The organism is Brasilonema sennae CENA114 (genome assembly GCF_006968745.1).
In the GTDB taxonomy this organism is placed as follows: domain Bacteria; phylum Cyanobacteriota; class Cyanobacteriia; order Cyanobacteriales; family Nostocaceae; genus Brasilonema; species Brasilonema sennae.
Map to the genome: position 1 here is coordinate 3,960,489 of NZ_CP030118.1, position 19,845 is coordinate 3,980,333.

Consider the following 19,845-nt stretch of genomic DNA (forward strand, 5'->3'; position numbering starts at 1 on the left):
ACCATCCGTAAACGCAGAGTATGTTTTGAGTAATGACTAGCAGATATTTCTGCCCATGACTTCAAATTGGCGAAACCTCAAAACAAAAGTGGCGTAGATGTGCAGTTTAAGTATCTACTCCACATCTACGCCAGGTCTGTATTGCATCACTTTTTATACAGCCTTATTGATTGTTTCCACTACTATCTGAAGGAACTTGTTCTGACGGCAAAGATGGATTTTGAGGCAGACGTAATTGGTCGCCCGAATTATTTAGATTGTCAGATGTGCCTAGACTTCTTCTTTTGCGCTGACCGGAGGGTTGCTCTCCATTCTGCTCGGAAGAAGAATTTTGCTCTAATGGCGGATTTAAAGTCGGTGGCTGTGGAGTTACTTGTCCGGAACTTGGTAGTATGGGTGTTCTTGGTGTATCTTGCCCGCCCGTGATCCCAGTATCTGGAGTGGTTAACGGGGCTGTTTCTGGAGGTGTTGATAAGGCTCGTCTTTTACGTCCAGAATTTTCTTGCTCATTAACAGCTTCGCGGCTTCTCTGTTCTGATTCTTGTTGTCTTTTTCTCTGAGCCTCTAGTCTTTCTTGTCTTTCTCTTTGACGTTGTTGAGCTTCTTGGTTAGTTCGCGAGCCTTGGATAGCAAAATTGGCAAATAATTGTACGTTTTGTCTGCCAGCAGCTCCAGAATTTAATTTAAAGTCTTTTGCAGAGTCTACCAGTGCGTTATCCAGTTCTTTGTGACCACTAGGGCTGATAAGCCGGACGTTCTTAACATTACCATTTTTGTCAATATCAAAAGCAACACCTGGTCTGCCTTCAACACCTCGCTGTTTAGACTTTTCTGGATACTTGATATCACATTTGATACACTCCGCAAAATCTAACTGTGTTGGAGCTGGGATTTTTGGTTTTGGGCGTGCAGCGACTTCTGTCTTAGGACTTCGTCCACTACCAGTACCAGAACCGATACCTGAACCAGTACCAGAACCGATACCTGAACCAGTACCAGAACCGATGCCTGAACCAGTACCAGAACCGATACCTGAGCCACTACCAGAACCGATACCTGAACCGGTACCTGAGCCGATACCTGAGCCACTACCAGTACCAATACCAGTACCAGTACCTGTGCCAGATCTCACAGTGCCTTCTCCTGAACCGGTGGCAATACGGGGACTATTACCCCCGCCACCGCCACCGCCACCTCCAGCAGGTGGAATTTCTCTGGGGGTTCGTAAAGGTGGAATTTCTCTGGGGGTTCGTAAAGGTGGCAACGTCTGTGTCAAATTTTGTTCCGGCTGTGGTGGAGCAGGATCAGGAATTTTTGGTAAAGGCTTTAGCTCTGGCTTCTCTACTGGAGGTGTTACTATTTTTGGGGGCGGGACTACAGGTTTTGTGACTACCACTGTTCGTTTAGGCTGCACAGGAGGCTTGGGCACTACTACTGTTTGCTTGGGCGGTACTATTGGCTTGGGCACCACTGGCGGAAGCACAGGAGGCTTTGGCAGGACTGGTGGTGGTTGTTGAACTAAGGGTTTGATTGGCTCTACAATCTTTGGTTTCGGAGCCTGTTGAACAGGTTTTACTGGCTCTATAGGTTTTTCTATAGGTTTTGGAGCAGGCGTTTCAATAATCGCCACTTCTATAGGTTCTTTGTCAATTTCTTGCCCTAGGTTCAAAATATTGTTTACTATACCGGAAGCGAGTACACTCGCGTGGATCCCTAATGAGGCTATCACACTGAAAGCGAGAAATGCCTTAAGCGCCCTTTCTTCTTTACCCCGTTGCTCTATAGCTGTACCAGAGAAAGCTGTACCAGAGAAGCTCATAATTTAATGCCACCAATTATCAGCAACTTAGGAAGATTAAAACATTTACGAGCAAATGTCAATTAGCCTATTAGGACTATTACTGACTTTGTATCGAGTGAAATGTAGCTTCAGCTTAGTATCTGTAGTAATTCAACAAATTTAGAGATCATGGTTGATTACTTAGAGAGAAACAACTTCCATCCCTGCATGGCGAAATAAGTGGACAATTGTAGGTTTCATCTTTCAGCCGCTAGCTGTATCAGAGAAGATCATAGTTTCATGCTATTTTTAGACAGTAAATATTAAAACATTTATAAGCAAATGTCAATCAGGCTATCAAAATAAACGCTGACTGAATTTCGAGTGAAATATCGCCGAAACATGTTACCTGTGCTAAGTTGATAACGCTAAACAATAAAGTAAATTGAAAGTGAATTGTCAGAGTATGAACATAAATTTTTATTTTCTTGAAAATATATTGAGAAGTTATATCATTTACAACCCATAATCTGGTAGCCTAACAAAATTAGTGGCTTGAGAGAAGAGTACATGGCGATTAAAAATTTGTTCGAGGCAGGCGGTGTGGTCATGTGGCCACTGCTGGCTTTCTCTGTACTGGCAGTTGCTTTGATTATTGAGCGCGTTAGATTTTGGGTTAAGATTAATAATCGGCAAAATCGCGTGGTGCGAGAGGTGTTGAACCTTTACCGTCGTGATAATGTTGTTGGTGCAATGGATCAATTGCAGAAAAATGCAGATTTACCCATCGCACGAATTTTTATAACGGCTTTAGAACTGGAAGAACCAAATCCAGAAGAATTCCGCTTGGCGTTAGAAAGTGAAGCACAAGCTGAGATACCTTTGCTCAAGCGTTTTCAAAATATCTTCGATACTATCATCTCTCTAGCACCACTGTTGGGACTTCTGGGAACTGTTTTAGGATTGATTGTCTCTTTTGCCTCACTCAACATTGGTGATGTCGGAGCTTCTAAAACAGGAGGTGTAACGGCTGGTATTAGTGAAGCGTTAGTTTCTACTGCATCAGGATTAGTTGTTGCGATTTTTGTACTCCTATTTGCCAACACATTTCGGGGACTTTACCTGCGCCAAATTGCGCTGATTCAGGAGTATGGCGGACAACTAGAATTACTTTATCGCCGTCGCTATGAAAGAGGAGACAGGACTTATGCGTCTGCAAGATGAACCGGATTTACCACCACAGATTAACATTGTGCCGATGATTGACGTGATATTTGCGATCTTGACGTTTTTTATCATGTCAACGCTGTTTTTAACACGGTCAGAAGGGTTACCAGTCAATTTACCCAAAGCAGCTACAGGACAAGCAGAACGCCCAGCACAAGTCACAGTGACAATCAATAAGAGTGGGCAAATGTTTTTAGACAAGCAGGTGATTAGTATAGAACAGTTAGAAAACGGTGTGCGACAAAAAGTACAGCCACAGCAGCAGATGATGGTTGTGATAAATGCAGATGAAGGAGTCAATCACGGTCAAGTTGTCGCAGTGATGGATAAAGTCCGGAAAGTGGAGGGAGCAAAATTAGCGATCGCCACTCAAAAACCATAGTTATTTGTCATCTGCAATATTGGACATCTTGCATGAAACTTAAAAATTTAGAGGGAATAGCAAAAAGGGAACTCTTAAGACCAGTGCACCCCAGAACGTGAGATTGAAATAAGGACGCCTTGTTTTATCAGTCTCGTCGTGCCCTCAAAACAATTCTTTGTTTGAAATGGGCTTTTAACCCACAACGCGCATTTTATTTTCTGTACCCTATTAAGCGTTAAGGTTCCCTGTTACCTCTTTTTTCTTACAAATAAAATGCAAGATGACTATAAATTATCTATTTTCAGGGGTACCTACCACCCAAGTATCAGTTGGTATTTTTGTTTGCAATTCACTCATTTGCTAACTGCTGGACTTTAGACTAAGACACAACAAAACAGCGCAACAGTAAGAATTTGATGCGCGTAATTCAGAACTAATGTAGAAATTAAAAAAATAAAGTTTTTAAGCGGGCAATGATTGTTTCTGAGTCCGATTTTTTGTGCTTTTTTTAACGATATTAGGGCTTATCATCCAGATGAAAGACATATTCATCTGTGTTTATCTGCGGTTGCTGAACTGTTTGATGTATTTTACTCAATTGAAAACCGCTATCTTGTTGCTGCAACCAATCCTTACCTAACACAATAGTGATATGCAAGTCGATCTCAGGAGTGCTTGGCGCTTGAACTTTTCCAAATCCCAAAGTCTTGCGAATTGCTTCGGCACTAGCACTATCTGTTTGTTGGGCGACAATCTCAGTTACACTAACAGGTTCAATCCAAGCATAAGACATAGAAACGTTGGTATAACCAGCTTGTTGTAATTTTGTGATCAAATCTTGCACACTGGTGCTATTGCTAGCTGTAGTATCTTGAATATCTATTTGTACAGTACTTGGATCAGATGCTTGTAATGTCTTAACAGGTTCCAAATCAAAATTTTGAGTCATCATAGCTGCGATGCGATCAGAATCTGGTATCCAATAGCTACTATCAAATTCTCCCTTCTGGCTATATCTACCTGGAACCGTTAACATTTCTACATTTGACCCTTTGTTTTGCATTCCAAAGCCTGCGAGTGTTATCAATTCTTCAACTGTCAAATTCGTGTCGATGTGTGCTTGAATGACCTTGATAATTTCTGGCAATCGTCCTAGAGTTTTAGGGTTAAGAGTTTGCTCCATCAGTGTTCTCATAACCATTTGTTGTCGCTGAACCCGACCAATATCCCCAAGCCCATCATGACGATAACGTAACAGTTGTAGTGCTTTGTCGCCATTGAGATGTTGCTTTCCAGCTTTTAAATTGATGTATAAATGCTGGGAATCATCTTGATACTTCATATCTTTTGGCACATTAACCGTCACTCCTCCCAAAGCATCTATCAGCTTGCCAACTCCTAAAACGTTAATCCGCACATATCGGTCAATTTCTACTCCTCCCAGCAATTGAGTAACAGTCTTGGCACTTAAAGAAAGTCCACCTTGAACATTAGCGGCATTAATTTTTTTCACACCATGCTCCTCAATAGGAACACGGGTATCTCTTGGAATAGAAAGCATGGTTATTGTTTTCTTTTCTGGCTCAAATCGTACCAAGAGCATGACATCCGAAAGACCATCAAATGAGTTGACTTGGGGCAGATATTTGAGATTTTTAGCTTTTTTTGGGGGACTTTGAATATCTGATGAAAGTACGCTCATTCCCATAACTAAAATATTGACAGGGCGAGTTAACTCTGAAAATTGTAGCTTTTGTTCTAAAATGCGATCATTATCAAAGACTGCTGCCTCATGTGGACTCAAATTTGCCTGCATTAAAGGTTGACTCTTTAAAGAAAGTGTCAACAGTTCTCCAGCTATTGCTGAAACAATGGCAAGTCCGGTAAAACCTAAGCATAACCCTAGCCAACTTTTTGTGTTACTATAGTTAGGGCGATAACTTTTTCTCGTTGTGGAAGTTTTTTGAACGCTCACAGGTTTCTTTGTACTCACTGAGAAAATTCCGATAAATTTATAGAGTTAAAGTAGATCATCGAACTATTTCTTTCTAAATTTTTATCTAATCATATGTTTTTTTCCTACTGTCTTAGGATAGGAATTGAAGAAAAGCAAAAAATACTTTTTAAAAATAAATATGAAAGGTTTAAAAGGCAAGAATGTATTGGTGACTGGTGCCAGTTCGGGAATTGGGCAAGCAATTGCAGTGAGATTTGCTCAAGAAGGAGCAAACGTTGCCATCAATTACAGGAAAAGCCCTGAAGATGCTAAAGAAACTGAGGAGATGGTGGAAAATGCTTGCGGTGAGATTCGGGGTTGTGGTGTTGAAAACATCCTAATCCAAGCAGATGTCTCTAAAGAAGAAGATGTGGTCAAAATGGTGGCTACTGTTGTGGAAAAGTTTGGCAGCTTGGATATTTTAATTAACAACGCTGGCATTCAAACGGAGGGTGCAGCTCATGAAATTAAAATAGAAGATTTTGACAAAGTCATTTCTGTAAATCTCCGAGGTGCATACATCTGCGCCCGTGAAGCCATCAAACATTTCCTTTCTTGTCCGGATAGTGGAGTCATTATTAATATATCTAGTGTTCACGAGGTCATTCCCAAACCCCAATATATAGCGTATTCTGTGAGTAAAGGAGGAATGGAAAATCTCACGCGTTCTCTAGCTTTGGAATACGCATCTCATAACATTCGCGTGAATGCAATTGCACCAGGAGCAACAATAACACCAATTAACAAATCATGGATTAATGACCCAAAGGGCAAGGCTGAAGTTGAGAGCAATATTCCTATGGGTCGCGCTGGAACCTCAGAAGAAATGGCAGCGGCTGTAGCATTTCTTTGCTCAGATGAAGCCGCTTATATTACTGGTCAAACTTTGTTTATTGATGGGGGATTAACACTTTACCCTAGCTTTCGCGAGCCTTGGTCATCGTAAGAAATACATTAGAAGTGAAAAAACAACATCTCCGACTTTTCTCAGAAGTGGGGGAGCGCATTAACAATTAAAAATTCACTTAGGGACTGCGTCCCGCTGCGCTAACAAAATCACCGTAAGCGCAAGCGCACGCGGCTTGGGCGAACGCGCAGCGTGTCCGTAAGGACTTAGGGCATAGATCTGAGTGTCCTTCACCAGACGCTGCACGAACGCCGGAAGCCGGCGCTCAGGCTTGTCTCAAAATTAAAGACATTTTTAGCTTCTTCCCGATAGAAGCCCCACGCCATACACGAAGTGTTGGCGCTGGGATGTCAAAGTACTAGATTAACCAGAAGCCAGTAACCGAGAAGCACAAGAAAAACGCTTAACCACAACACAATTGGTCTGTCCGTAAACATATGTTTTAGAGTGATTTTTACTGGTTTAACGAATACACGGTGTACAAACTAGGTAATACCAAATATCTTTTTCTCAACTCTCTAAGTCATGGAGTACGAGAACTAAAGTCTAATTGCTATTCCTGATTTTTTTCAAATTTTCTTCAAACGACGCCAGTATTCCGCAGGACTTTTGTCCTTTGGTTCTGGTTGATCAACCACATTAAACTTTGTGGATAAAACTATTCTAGCGATATTAATAATCTTTTGTAGGGAGAAATAACTTTATATGTGTTTACAAAACTCTTTTCAAAATTATGTAAAAAGGGTAGTTGACAATATTGCAGATAATGAAAAATCCATTTTATCTATTTATTTTGTCCTATTCTTTGCGAGGGACAAATGGTAGTTTTAAGAAAGTTGTATCGTTTTTTATAAACTGTAATCCATCCATGGAAATAAATTTTGTAGTTTTTCTCATTATGAATCACAAGGGTATATTTTGATTACGTAGAGAATAAGTTCCCTACCTCAGACAGACAAACAGACAAACAATCTTTAACAAAGAAGTCAGAATGGGCTGCGCCCCGCTGCGCTAACAGCAATTCCTGAGTCAGAATCAAGAGTATGTGGATTTAAACCCCAACAGTTATGTCGCCACCCCCGTAGACAGTGGGGATTTAAACCCCATACTCCTCCCTTGCGTCGCACAGAAATACCCAAGCTGAATTCTGGCGACTGACACCTGAGTTCTTTTGTTAAAGCTACATATAAAAATATCATTAAATTCTTACTATAGCGGTTTTCAATTGCGTGCAATACGGTAGAGACGTTGCATCCTTTGAGTTATACATATCGTTGTGTATTTGCTCCAAACGAGAAGCGCTATAAAAAAGAACGGGCTGCGCCGATCTACTATCCACTTCGTTAACGCTGCGCTAACAGAACACAGTTGTGATAACTGGTGAATAAAAAACTTTCATCTGTAGATCGGTATAAGTTCTGTACAACGCCCTTGGAGAGTATTGGTATCAAGTTCGTATTTTTTTTCATAGAGACGAAAATAATTCCTTTCTTGCCAAATACAACACATTTTCTTTCTGGGGAATTCTCTCGTTCTGCGTTCTGTCTTGTTATTAATATACGATTTTATCTACAAATTCAGATATCACCATTGTGAGTATATGGGAATTCTTGATTAGTCAGAGAGAACACTCTTTTGATTTAAGACTTAGTTTTTAGGAGAGTTTTTATGCGAATTGCTCAAATAGCTCCACTTTGGGAAAGAGTACCACCTCCAGGTTATGGCGGTACAGAGTTAGTAGTTGGATTGTTAACTGATGAATTAGTCAGACGTGGACACGAAGTTACGCTATTTGCATCGGGAGATTCTATCAGTTTGGCAAAGCTTGAATCAGTTCATCCTCATGCCATACGACTTGATGAGAGTGTCAAAGAGTACAGTGTGTATGAGATGCTGAATTTAGCTCGAGTGTATGAGCGAGCGAACGAGTTTGATATTATTCATTCTCACACGGGACACATCAGCTTGAGCTACGCCAATCTGGTAAAAACACCCACCGTTCACACATTGCATGGAATTTTTACTCCTGACAACGAAAAATTGTATAAATATGGAAAAAATCAGCCTTACATCAGTATTTCCGATTCACAGCGAGAAGAAAGACTAGGGATGAACTATGCAGCGACAGTTTACAACGGGATTAATGTTGGCAGTTATAAATTTCATCCCCAACCACAAGAGCCACATTATCTGGCTTTTTTAGGTCGAATTTCTCAACAGAAAGGAACGCATTTGGCGATACAAATTGCTAAAGAAACAGGCTGGCGCTTAAAGATAGCGGGTAAAGTGGATTTGGTTGATATGGAATACTTTGAAAGTAAAGTCAAACCTTTTATTGATGGTGAGCAAATTGAATATTTGGGTGAAGCCAACCATGAGCAAAAGAATGCTTTGATGGGAGGTGCAGTAGCCACTTTGTTCCCAATTACTTGGCGAGAACCATTCGGGTTGGTGATGATTGAATCAATGGCATCTGGTACTCCAGTGATTGCGATGAACATGGGTTCTACACAAGAGGTTATTGCCCACGGTAAAACAGGCTTTCTCTGCAACAATGTTGAAGAGTGTATCAGTGCCGTTAGCAAGGTTGCTGAACTAGATCGCTATGCTTGTTGGGAGTATGTCTGGGAGCGTTTCAGTGTTCAGCAGATGACTGATGGCTATGAAGCAGTTTATCGCAAGATTGTGGGAGAACCGTTTGCTTCTTTGTAATGGACATTTGCCCAATCCTGTGATTTCAGGAAACTAGTCTATCAGGCATAAGCGTGGGAGAGTGAGAACCCCTACCTTTTAAGCAGGGTGATGAAACTCAACTCAAAGGGATGTATCCCTTTGTATCACTTTTACCAGTTATAATTTTCATGCGGTACTGGGTGACGACCCATGCAGGATATCCATAACTGGACTCCGAGGGCAGAAACGTAGTCTTAGACTGTACCTGATCTGCGGTGGGACGCATCGTGGATGTAAAACAAAATTCCCTGTGGAGACGGTGAGACCAGCGCTGCGGGAGGGTTTCCAACGCCAGATACCTCTGTCGGGAGACCCTCGTGCAGTACTGGCTCCTCCGCAGGCGACTGGCGAACCCGGAGGGTCTGGCAGGGACGGGAAACCGTCTAGTTAAGAGTCAACGAAGCAGGAAGAAAGGTGGAGAGACACGACTTTAGTCTGTCTCGTAACATCTTTTAAGAATCCCCGCGCATTTATGCTGGGGAGTACGTCAATTAGGAAAAGCAAGTGTGCTCTTTGGGGCGGATCGCTCCGTCGCGCTAGTGCCCCAAAGTCACAGAGCAAATTTGCTGCTAGTCAGAGTCGGAGGAGGGTAGTTTTCCAAACTGCTCTCCTTTGCAAACAGGGGCGATAAGCCGGAGGCTTGACGCTACGCGTATCGCAAAGGAGCGTAATCGCCTCCACAGCATTCTCCTCTGAACCAAAAGCGATCACAGACTCCGTTCGGAGTCTAGATCTTAAGTTGGCTCGGCATAGCCTTGCAAGTTCTCTGGCTCAAATTGGCGCAGAATGCGAGTTGCCTGATTGGTTAACTCTTGATTCCCTTTAATAACAATCAGATACTTGCCTGCATTGAGGCGATTCCGGTAGGGTAGAGCATCCCCACTCCCCACAGTTAAACCAACTCCACCGCCGACAAAGTATGCACCCAAAGCACCAGAAGCGGCTCCCAACAGTCCACCAATCAGGTGATTACCAAGGCTGCCAATAGGAAGTACTTCGATGCCTGTCAAAAGGTTGAAGGCGTAACCAGCAACAAAACCAAAGGGAATCAGCCAAGATACCAAACGATTTATCCCTTTCTTTGCTTGTTGATTTGGGTTGATGAACCCATACTCATCAGCACTTTTGTATCCCCTGCCTAAAATATCAATTTGATTGGTGGGTAAACCTTCTTTTTCTAGGGCAGTGTACGCTTCTTCTACTTTTAACCTGTCTGGTAGAACTGCAACAAGATAATTCATAGTGTCATCCCAAGTTATATTGTCATTGTTGAGTCAAAAAATCTTTCGCTCACTTGTGTGGACTATTAAATAAAATGAGCCAACTCACCATAAACAATAAGTATCGAAGCAGTAAAAAACGTCAATCTTCAGGTTGAAAGAAAACTGAAGCAGTTCTCCATATTTGCCTATTTCTCATAGAAATGTCATTTTTCTGACTTGTTCTATCTCTTGCCAGAGAACTCGTAACTATCGAGGCGTCTCCTCAGCTGTAGAACCAAACCAAAGATTAATCCCAGAGGTAGCAGAATGTTGACTAACTCAGATCTTGCACCATAATTCTTGTCCACCAAGAAATAAATTTCTTGGCTCAGAGCTTCAAGTAAGCTTTAGCTTACTGGATATGCGTTTGGGTCCGTTTTAACGGACTTTGGCTATAAGCCTTGAACTTCAGTTCAAGGCGTACTCAGGTCGAGGTGCAAGATCTGAGCTAAAGAATCATGTCTCGTTTCTCGTCTCATGCCGGGTTTTTGATGTTTGTTATCTATATCTCCTAGACTGATTACAAACAAAAAACCTCAACCTTGAGGCTGAGGACTGTAACAAATATCTCAAAAAACTAAAGTACGTGCTTGCACCGCGAAATTCAATCTACTTGATGATCTTTGATGAAAAACCTGAGGGAGAAATGGTTTTGGTTGCCAGGTACAATTGTCTTGTGATTCCACAAGCTGTCATCATGAATTCTTGTGCTGTATCGCTCAGCTTATCCATTACTATGTTGAGGCGTCTGTTGGTAGCGTTTTTGAAAAACAATTGCCCCTACGTTTACCACCAAACAGGTAAGTGCGAGCCACAGCAAGATATAGGTGGGAGCCATGACCACGCCAATCATAAACCAAGTATATACGTGCAATACCATTACTGATGCAAATATGTTGCCAATTCCGGCTACTTGCCATACATAATGTGACGGGCGATGGAGTGCAACTAAAATCATGGTCAACAATGTGGTAAGCAAGTTGGCTGGTACCAAAAATGCACAAATACTTACACAGTTGGCACGGGAGAACTCAGCAAGGCTGTTAAGGTCAAGCATTAATATTTTGGGGATAATGTCAGCATTTTGTAAGAGACTCAACATACTTATAAAATAATGCAACATAGCTTAGTACAGAGATTTAATAAAAACACGATTAAATTAACATAAGTTTAGATAAGTAAAGTATTTTTATCGAACCAAGCAGAGAAAGTGAAGCTAAATCCAGTATAGATAAGGTTTTAGAATATCTTTTCATATAATATTTTAATTGAAATATCACTCTCTTCATTTTAAAAAAATGTAAAGAAATCAAATCAAAATAACTCTATCAATCAAGTGAATCAAAACCCTATGATGCTGCTGAGGGTAAGTTTGCTAAAATCTCCATGATCAAGAAAGGGTGTAGGGGTATGGGGGTGTAAGGGGAGCCAGGTGCTAACAGCGGGTTTCCCGACTTGTTGCAAGAGCGTCTGGGCAGGAGTTAGCACAAGCGCGTTGTAAGGGGAAGAGAAAATTTTTTGTGGTACACCCTGCGGGCACGCTGCGCGTTAGCCTCCGGCGTGCGCTCTGCGCATACGGGGAAGTCAAAAGTCACTGAATTTTGGATTTTGGATTTTAAATTTTAGATTGACAAGGCAGCTTATCTCCTCCGGAGACGCTACGCGAACGGGTAAGAAGCTTCTTACCCAAAAGCTGCCGCTGACTTTGCGTCGGCTTTAAACCCTTTTTTAGATTCTAGATTTTAATCCAAAATCCAAAATCTAAAATCTAAAATTGTCTCGGTCAAAAGTCAATTCAATCTATAGATGGTTGTATCACTTTAATCAGTCGTAAATTTCAGTCAGCATTATTTTCAATTGCTATCATCCAGAAGAAATATCACCAAATGTAATATTTCCGGCAGTACCTATATTAAAGCCAACATTTCTATCACCAACAATCCCCACCCCATTATTAACTTGATTGCTGATACTGCGAATGTTTTCTTGCGCTTCTGTTTTCACGTTATCCCATCCCTCTTGAGGTAAACCTTTACCTCCGCGTAACAATGCGACGGGGAAATCTTCAGTTGCAAAGTCAAAAAACGGAGTTTGTTCTTTACCTAATTTATTGGCGCTTTGGGGAACAGTTTTCCCTAAATAATTCATTAAATGGGAAACCCGCACGACTTTATCTCCTGGTTGGTTGGCTGCACCTTGCAATGCTTCGAGGAAATGGTATGTGTAAACGCTCATTTTGCCATCAGGACGAATATAAGATGATTGTTTTCCTGTGGAGGAGGTGAAAACTATTCTTCCTGTACCTTGTTTTAAGTCGTCTATAAGGTTTTTGGGTAAAATAGAAATTTTGTTTAAATGCCAAAGCCAATTCTCTGGTCTAATAGTACTTAGAAAATTACATAACTTAGGGTATTCTCTGTGGTAAAAGCACGTAGAATTCGATTCCGTTTTGGTCTGCTAGCCCTTGCCGTTGGTACCGCCCTCTTGCAGCCTATGGTGGCGCGTACACAAGATGCACCCGAAGCAGGTAGTGGTCGCATTGAGCGCGAAGCTGTCATTACTCAGAAGTATATGGCAGTAGCAGCTAACCCTCTAGCATCAGCAGCAGGTAGTGAAATTCTCCGTGCTGGAGGAAGTGCGGTTGATGCGGCGATCGCTATCCAATTAGTACTCGGCTTAGTTGAGCCACAGTCCTCTGGACTGGGTGGAGGGGCTTTCCTCGTTTACTACGATGCTAAAGCTAAACAACTTCGTACCTATGATGGTAGAGAAACTGCTCCAGCTGCTGCTAAACCAGACCGTTTTCTTGATGCGGATGGCAAAGCGCTACAGTTCTACGATGCTGTTGTTGGCGGAAAATCTGTAGGTGTGCCTGGGGCAGTCAGGATGCTAGAACTGGCACACAAGAAACATGGCAGGTTACCTTGGAAGCAACTTTTTCAACCTGCGATCAAACTGGCTGAAAAAGGCTTTCCCATCTCGCCACGCTTGTACACTCTACTGAAGACAGAACAGTATCTCCAGCGCACGGAGCGAGCTAGGAACTACTTCTTCCAACCGGATGGCACTCCCAAGCCTGTCGGCACTATACTTGTCAATCGGTCTTATGCCCAGGTACTGCGCCAAATTGCCAAGGGAGGTGCTGATGCCTTTTACAAGGGTGAAATTGCTAACGATATCGTTGCTACGGTGCAACAAGCAGGCGTACCAGGCGATTTAACAACCACCGATCTAGCAACCTATCAAGCAATAGAACGACCACCAGTGTGTGGGGTTTACCGAGTTTACAAAGTTTGCGGTATGGGTGCTCCAAGTTCTGGGGGTCTAACCGTGTTACAAATTCTCGGCATCCTCGAAAATTTCAATTTAGCTAGCTTAGAGCCGGCTTCATTAAAGGCAGTGCATCTGTTCTCTGAAGCTGGACGGCTTGCTTATGCTGACCGGGGATTCTACATAGCCGATCCAGATTTCGTGTCCGTACCATCTAACGAATTGCTCGACCCTGAATACCTCAAGCGCCGCGCTGCGCTAATAAGTCTTGACCGTGCCTTGACTGAAGCCAAACCTGGTGAGCTACCTTTACAGCCTGCGCTTCTGAGGGGAAAAGATGATTCTCCAGAGTTTCCTTCCACCAGCCATGTTGCAATTGTTGATCGCTACGGTAACGCGGTGTCGATGACTACTAGTATTGAGGATGCTTTTGGCTCAAGATTGCTGGTGCGAGGCTTCTTGCTCAACAATGAACTCACAGATTTCTCTTTCTCACCCACAACAAGTGATGGTAAGCCTGTCGCTAATCGGGTAGAACCTGGAAAGCGCCCCAGAAGTTCGATGGCTCCCATGATGGTGTTTGACCAGCATGGCAAGCTAGTCATGGTGGTTGGCTCTGCAGGTGGTGCGAGAATTATCAACTTCGTAGCTAAGGCACTGGTTGGAGTACTGGACTGGAAACTCGACAGCCAGCAAGCGTTATCACTGCCAAATTTCGGTAACCGCAATGGTCCAACGGAACTGGAGGCGGGTACAAGTGTTGCGAACCTCAAGTCTGCGTTAGAAGCGCTCGGTCATTCGGTGCAAGTTGTGGAGCAAACCAGTGGTTCCCACGGCATTATCATAACCGAGCAGGGTTTGCTCGGCGGCGCAGATCCCCGTCGCGAAGGAGAAGCTATAGGCAAATAAATTGGTGTAGTGAAAAATTGTAGAGACGCGATACATCGCGTCTTTTGTCAAATCATCAATAGACCTCTCCAAAAATGGCTATGAAACCAATACCCCGCGCTTGCACTAAAAATCATTTTTGGAGAGGTCTAATCAGAATAATCACTACCAGAACCATACTTCCAGGCATCACTCCAACGATTCCAATAATATTTAGATATACTGGGTAAATTCTTTTTCCACGGTTCTAACATTTGACTCAGCCAAAATAAAACAGAGTAAATTCCTAAATTCCCATAGTGAACCATCCAACCGAGTAAAGTTCCCAAACCAACTTGAGGAATAACTTTGCCAATTAATCCTGGATGTGTTACGCCAGTTTTTATAAGCGTTTTTGTCAGCGCCGGGAACTGTACCACATCTTGCAAAAATGGTTTGAGTACAGATTCACCGAGTTGTTGCATTTGTTGAAATACTGTAGACAGGAGTTGATTAATTTGATTTGGATCAATTTTTTGATTAACATCAACACTCATTGCTTTTTGGAATAGCCAAGTCACAGCTAAACTAGGTTGGTATGGTTGCAGTGGTGCGATTTGTTTTGCAGATAACTGATCTATTTGTAGCGCCTCGTGAATACCTAATGTTAAACGCTGTAAGTGACGCACCATCGCACCAAAACCGCCAAAACTCAAGGGAGACTGACTCCCACTGCTATCTCCAACAGGTAAAATGCGATTCCAAGGTGTCTTGAGTGGAGAACGATAGGAGGGAAAAAAGCCAAATAGCGCTCGTTTAAATGTAAGCTGGCTTAACTCCACGCCTTGATATTCCGGCATTAAACGTAGATAATCCTCAAATAGAGCTTCTAAACTCAAGCGTTGTGGATTGGCATCCATGTAAGTAAACATGTAAGTCGTTCTACCATCCCTTGCTGGGAAAGCTTCCCAAAAGTATTGGCATTGATTTTGCACAGGTGTGAATGATAACAGTAAGTCGCCTGTGTGATTTTCTGGAAAACCTTGAGCACAAGTTCCCACAACTAAACAAAGTGCATCTGGTTTTTGTCCCTGACGTGCTTGCTGGATTATGGGAGAAAGATATCCCATTGCATCAATTAATAACCTGGTTTTGAATTGGTTGTTTACCATCACTCCATCAGGATGAACAACTGCTTCTGTAAACGGAGTATTTTCAAATAACTTTCCACCAGATGTAAGAAATCGCTGCTTTAAAGTTTCCAGCAAATAAACTGGATCGACACCAATGTTCAGAACATCTCTTACCCAAACTTCTGTACCACCAAAAAAGCTGACTCTTGCGGGATTGTATTGTGTGGCGATCGCCTGTTCTAATTCTGCATCCGTCAGTAAATTTAACTCCAAGAAAACTTGTAATTCTTTACAAGAAATATTCCATTCTTGCTCTCTACCACGTAACATTGAGCGTTCTATTAACGCCACTCGCACTCCCTTCACAGCTAAGGCACAGCCAATTAAAATGCCTAATGTTCCGCCGCAGATGACAACATCCCAATCTATAGCACCCAAAGGTTGCTGAGTTTCTTTTACGACCATTGGTACAGGAGCGTTATCCTCTCTCACTGATGTCAAAATGCGATCAGCTTGGCGTAACTTATCTAAAATATTTCCTGGTAGTTGTGAAAGAACATTTTCCGTCAGGGACATAATACTAAATTCCACTATAGTCACTATTTGTGATCGTACTAATATAAATTAAAAGTCAAAGTCAATCTTAAATTTTCCGAAGTTATTTCTCAAGATAGATGATTATAGGAATCCGGTTTTGTTTCTCTTAGCTTGCGTGGCAAAGCCATAGGAACTCGTTGAGGTAGGGAACACAACGACCACGCTCAGTGCATCGCAGGCTTCGCTTAACGCTTAACAGAAACTGTACTTAGCTTCGTCAAAATCTGCCGAGGAATTCTATATGAGATAAATAACTCTTGATTTCATGAAAGAGTCATTAATGAAAGGAAATAGAATTCAACTTGTTTTTCAAGATATAGGACTAAGTAGGTGGGCGCTAAAAAACACAACTAAATTAAGAAATGTAAATCGCTTAAAAGCTTCTTTTTAAAAGATTTTTGGCGCTTTACATAAGTTAACATAGTTCGATTTAATCATGCTTACTTACTTACTATTTGATTTTTGACGAAGCTAGGTACACTTCAAGAGCCTTTTTTCCTGTTAAGCGTTCTCTCCCTACGCAAACAATTTCACCCTTCCGGTGTGCGCAGAGCGCACGCCAGAAGGCGTTGCAAGAGCGTCTGGTGGAGGAGATACGCCAGATGCCAAGTGAGGGAAACCCTCATCAAGCACTGGTCTGACCAAATCAAACCGGATTCCTAGTTAAAAGCGAAAAGCGATTAGAATACTAACTTGACATAATGAAGTTTTATGAATTAATTAGTGTTAATGACTAGCAATAGTGTATTTAAAATTTACCTACTAAATGTAAATTTTTGTTTTTTGTCGTTTGATTAAGCTTGCTTTCTCAATGCAAATCAATTTCAATAGTTTCCTGTTACTAGTCATCAACTAAAGATTCGTGGTGTGACGGAGTTAGAGAAAAATAATGAAATCTAAGCACGTTCTTCCAGGTCTGTTGCTATCAAGCGTAATTTTTGTGTTGGTCACATCTTTTACTAGAAGCGAGGAAATATTAATAAGTGAAGTTGGCAAAGTAGAGCATCCGCCAACACGCCTCGCGGACTCTACTTAAGAAATATTTGTGGTTACCTTTACACGGGAGGTTGAACTAATCTGACAAATTAGGCGATTAAGTCAGATAGAGCCAACAGCCAAGAGCACACAATGCTCCCGTCGCCTACGTTACCAAACACGCCGTCAGTCGAACTTAACTGACAACTAAATCTCCCAAAATCCATGCTCCAAAATTGAGATCCAACAGTGGTGAGCAACTCATTTGCTTTTCTCCTTATGAATTCCTAAATAGAAATATGGGTCATTTACATAAAACTTTGGCGCGAAAACCATTCCGACTTCTAGCATTTTTACTTGGCATCATCTTTGCTTTAGTTTTGGGATGTCAGACTTCGGCACAGCTATCAAATTCGACTGAAATACTGTGGGATACTTACGGCATACCCCACATCTACGGCAAAGATACCCGAAGTGCATTTCAAGCCTTTGGTTGGGCACAAATGCAAAGTCATGGTAACTTGCTTTTGCGTCTTTACGGTCAAGCACGCGGACGTGCAGCCGAATACTGGGGAGAAAAATATTTAGAATCAGACCGTTGGGTTCAGACTATGGGAGTTCCAGAACGCGCGAGTTCTTGGTACAAAGCACAAAATCCAACTTTTCGCAACTATCTGGATGGTTTTGCTGCTGGAATTAATGCTTATGCTAAGGAGCATGCAGACAAACTTGATGATGAAGTAGAGGTAGTACTGCCAGTCAAAGGGGAAGATGTACTGGCTCACCTAAACAGAGTCCTGCATTTTACTTTTATTGTCGACCCACAGTCGGTTGCTGGTGTTGCCAAGCAAGAATCAAAAGCCGGGTCTAATGGTTGGGCGATCGCCCCATCACATTCTGAAAGTGGCAAAGCGATGCTGCTTGCAAATCCACATTTGCCTTGGTCGGATTTATTTTTGTGGTACGAAGCACAACTTAAAACTCCCGATATTGATGCTTATGGTGCAACACTTGTTGGAATTCCGGTGTTGGCGATCGCCTTCAACAATAATTTGGGCTGGACTCACACCGTCAACACTTACGATGGTTGGGATACGTACTCACTCAAATTAGCAGAAAATGGTTATCGCTTCGATGGCAAAGTTCGTCCCTTCGAGACTAAAACCCTTTCGTTGAAGGTAAAACAATCTAACGGTACGTTAACCGAACAACCCCTCATCGTCAAACGTTCTGTTCACGGTCCTGTGGTCACACAAAAAGATGGTTCTGCTTTGGCGTTGCGCGTTGCTGGTCTTGATCGACCTGGTGTGCTTGAGCAATGGTGGGATATGGCGCGTTCCCAAAACCTCACCCAGTTTCAATCTGTTCTCAAGCGTTTGCAACTACCTATGTTTACGGTGATGTATGCAGACAAAGATGGGCATATCATGCACCTGTTCAACGGTGATGTTCCAATTCGTTCTCAAGGTGATTTTAAATACTGGGAAGGGATTATTCCTGGTGACACGTCTAAAACACTATGGACGAAAATCCATCCCTACCAAGATTTACCGCGCGTCATTGATCCAAAAAGCGGTTGGTTGCAAAATACTAATGATCCACCTTGGACAACGACGTATCCTACTGCTATTAAAGCAAACAATTACCCTGCTTACATGGCACCGAGTTCCCTAGATTTTCCCGGCAAGTTTCGGACAGAGCGTTCTATAAGAATGCTTTCTGAGGACGACAAAATCTCTTTTGATGAGATGGTGCAATACAAACATTCAACCCGCATGGAACTGGCAGACCGCATTTTAGATGACTTAATCCCGGCTTCCCGAAAGCAGGGGGGTGAATTAGCGCGGCGAGCAGCTGATGTCCTGTTGGCGTGGGATAGACAAGCGAATGCAGATTCTAAGGGTGCTGTACTTTTTGCCTCCTGGGCAGAACAGATGAACTTAGATGATAAATCATTTAGCAAACCTTGGAATCTAGACTCTCCACGTACCACTCCAGACGGTTTAGCCGATCCCAACAAAGCAGTTGCAACACTTGAAGCTGTTGCGGGCAAAATTGAAAAAGCTTATGGAAAGCTAGATGTCGCGTGGGGAGATGTTTTCCGGCTGCATGTGGGCGATAAGGATTTGCCTGCTAATGGTGGCGATGGAAGTCTCGGTATTTTCCGCGTCGTCGATTTTGCACCAGGAGCAGAAGGTCGCTTCCAAGCAGTTCAAGGTGATTCGTTCGTCGCTGCTATTGAGTTTTCTCAACCAGTAAAGGCGATGGCGTTGATTGGCTATGGTAATGCAACTCAACCAAATTCGCCCCATGTCGGTGATCAGTTACAGTTGTTCACTGGCAAGCAGTTGCGTCCAGTTTGGCGCGAGCGTCAGGATATTCTAGCGCATTTAGAGGAGCGCAAAGCATTCTGAATGTAACCAGGGTCACTCGCCCTTCGGGCTCAAATTCAAAGTTCAAAGTTCAAAATTCAAAATTAAAGACAATTAGTAGGAGCTTGAACTCTCTACGCTATTGTTGACCACCAAATCAAAGATTATCGTGGGGGCTCTGACCCTCATTAATTAATTCAAAAAAATTCTTCCGGATTGAACTTTGTTCGCCTTTGGCGTGCCCTTTGGGCATATTTTGAATTTTGAATTCAAAAAAGGTCAAAAAGCCTTGATTTCAGGCTTTTTGGCTGTCTGGGATGTTATGCTTATTTACGTGCCTGCTGCACCACTATGTGCTATTG

12 protein-coding genes are annotated in these 19,845 nt (G+C 42.5%); 6 read left to right on the plus strand and 6 right to left on the minus strand.

From position 1 onward, the window contains the following. Positions 1–163: 163 nt before the first annotated feature. Positions 164–1,819 (minus strand): energy transducer TonB, encoded by a 1,656-nt coding sequence (locus DP114_RS16860; RefSeq protein WP_171976647.1) that lies wholly within the window; start codon positions 1,817–1,819, stop codon positions 164–166. 531 nt (positions 1,820–2,350) lie between these two features. Between DP114_RS16860 and DP114_RS16865 the strand changes: the two genes are divergently transcribed. After that, positions 2,351–3,004, plus strand: coding sequence for a MotA/TolQ/ExbB proton channel family protein (locus DP114_RS16865; protein WP_171976648.1), 654 nt, complete (start codon positions 2,351–2,353; stop codon positions 3,002–3,004). Continuing rightward, positions 2,988–3,389: an ExbD/TolR family protein gene (locus DP114_RS16870; RefSeq protein ID WP_171976649.1), complete on the plus strand. Its 402-nt coding sequence runs from the start codon at positions 2,988–2,990 to the stop codon at positions 3,387–3,389. The genes DP114_RS16865 and DP114_RS16870 overlap by 17 nt, the downstream gene beginning before the upstream one ends. 499 nt (positions 3,390–3,888) lie before the next feature. Here DP114_RS16870 and DP114_RS16875 read toward each other — a convergent pair whose 3' ends face one another. Continuing rightward, positions 3,889–5,346, minus strand: coding sequence for an LCP family protein (locus DP114_RS16875; RefSeq protein ID WP_246162562.1), 1,458 nt, complete (start codon positions 5,344–5,346; stop codon positions 3,889–3,891). A gap of 160 nt (positions 5,347–5,506) precedes the next feature. Between DP114_RS16875 and DP114_RS16880 the strand changes: the two genes are divergently transcribed. Both DP114_RS16880 and DP114_RS16885 read left to right on the plus strand, forming a co-directional pair. Beyond that, positions 5,507–6,313 carry a glucose 1-dehydrogenase gene (locus DP114_RS16880; RefSeq protein WP_171976650.1) on the plus strand — a complete coding sequence of 269 codons (807 nt, stop codon included), beginning with the start codon at positions 5,507–5,509 and terminating at the stop codon, positions 6,311–6,313. Between the two features lie 1,629 nt (positions 6,314–7,942). After that, positions 7,943–8,986, plus strand: a complete 1,044-nt coding sequence (locus tag DP114_RS16885; protein WP_169267522.1) for a glycosyltransferase family 4 protein — start codon at positions 7,943–7,945, stop codon at positions 8,984–8,986. Positions 8,987–9,741: 755 nt separating this feature from the next. Here the strand turns inward: DP114_RS16885 and DP114_RS16890 are convergent. From DP114_RS16890 to DP114_RS16900, 3 genes are all read right to left on the minus strand, one after another. Beyond that, positions 9,742–10,248 (minus strand): hypothetical protein, encoded by a 507-nt coding sequence (locus tag DP114_RS16890; protein ID WP_169267521.1) that lies wholly within the window; start codon positions 10,246–10,248, stop codon positions 9,742–9,744. 745 nt (positions 10,249–10,993) lie between these two features. Then, complete coding sequence (locus DP114_RS16895; RefSeq protein WP_171978221.1) at positions 10,994–11,326, minus strand: hypothetical protein; 333 nt, start codon at positions 11,324–11,326, stop codon at positions 10,994–10,996. 806 nt (positions 11,327–12,132) lie between these two features. After that, the gene (locus DP114_RS16900; protein WP_171976651.1) at positions 12,133–12,504 is read right to left on the minus strand and encodes a hypothetical protein; all 372 of its coding nucleotides are present in this window, start codon (positions 12,502–12,504) and stop codon (positions 12,133–12,135) included. A gap of 183 nt (positions 12,505–12,687) precedes the next feature. Between DP114_RS16900 and ggt the strand changes: the two genes are divergently transcribed. Continuing rightward, entirely contained in the window at positions 12,688–14,448 is a 1,761-nt protein-coding gene (ggt, locus tag DP114_RS16905) for a gamma-glutamyltransferase (RefSeq protein ID WP_171976652.1), read from the plus strand. Between the two features lie 128 nt (positions 14,449–14,576). Here the strand turns inward: ggt and DP114_RS16910 are convergent, their stop codons facing one another. Then, a complete protein-coding gene (locus tag DP114_RS16910) occupies positions 14,577–16,115 on the minus strand; it encodes an FAD-dependent oxidoreductase (RefSeq protein WP_171976653.1) in 1,539 nt (512 codons plus the stop codon). A 1,295-nt stretch (positions 16,116–17,410) separates the two neighbouring features. Between DP114_RS16910 and DP114_RS16915 the strand changes: the two genes are divergently transcribed. Then, positions 17,411–19,525 carry an acylase gene (locus DP114_RS16915; RefSeq protein WP_171976654.1) on the plus strand — a complete coding sequence of 705 codons (2,115 nt, stop codon included), beginning with the start codon at positions 17,411–17,413 and terminating at the stop codon, positions 19,523–19,525. The last annotated feature ends 320 nt before the right edge of the window (positions 19,526–19,845 follow it).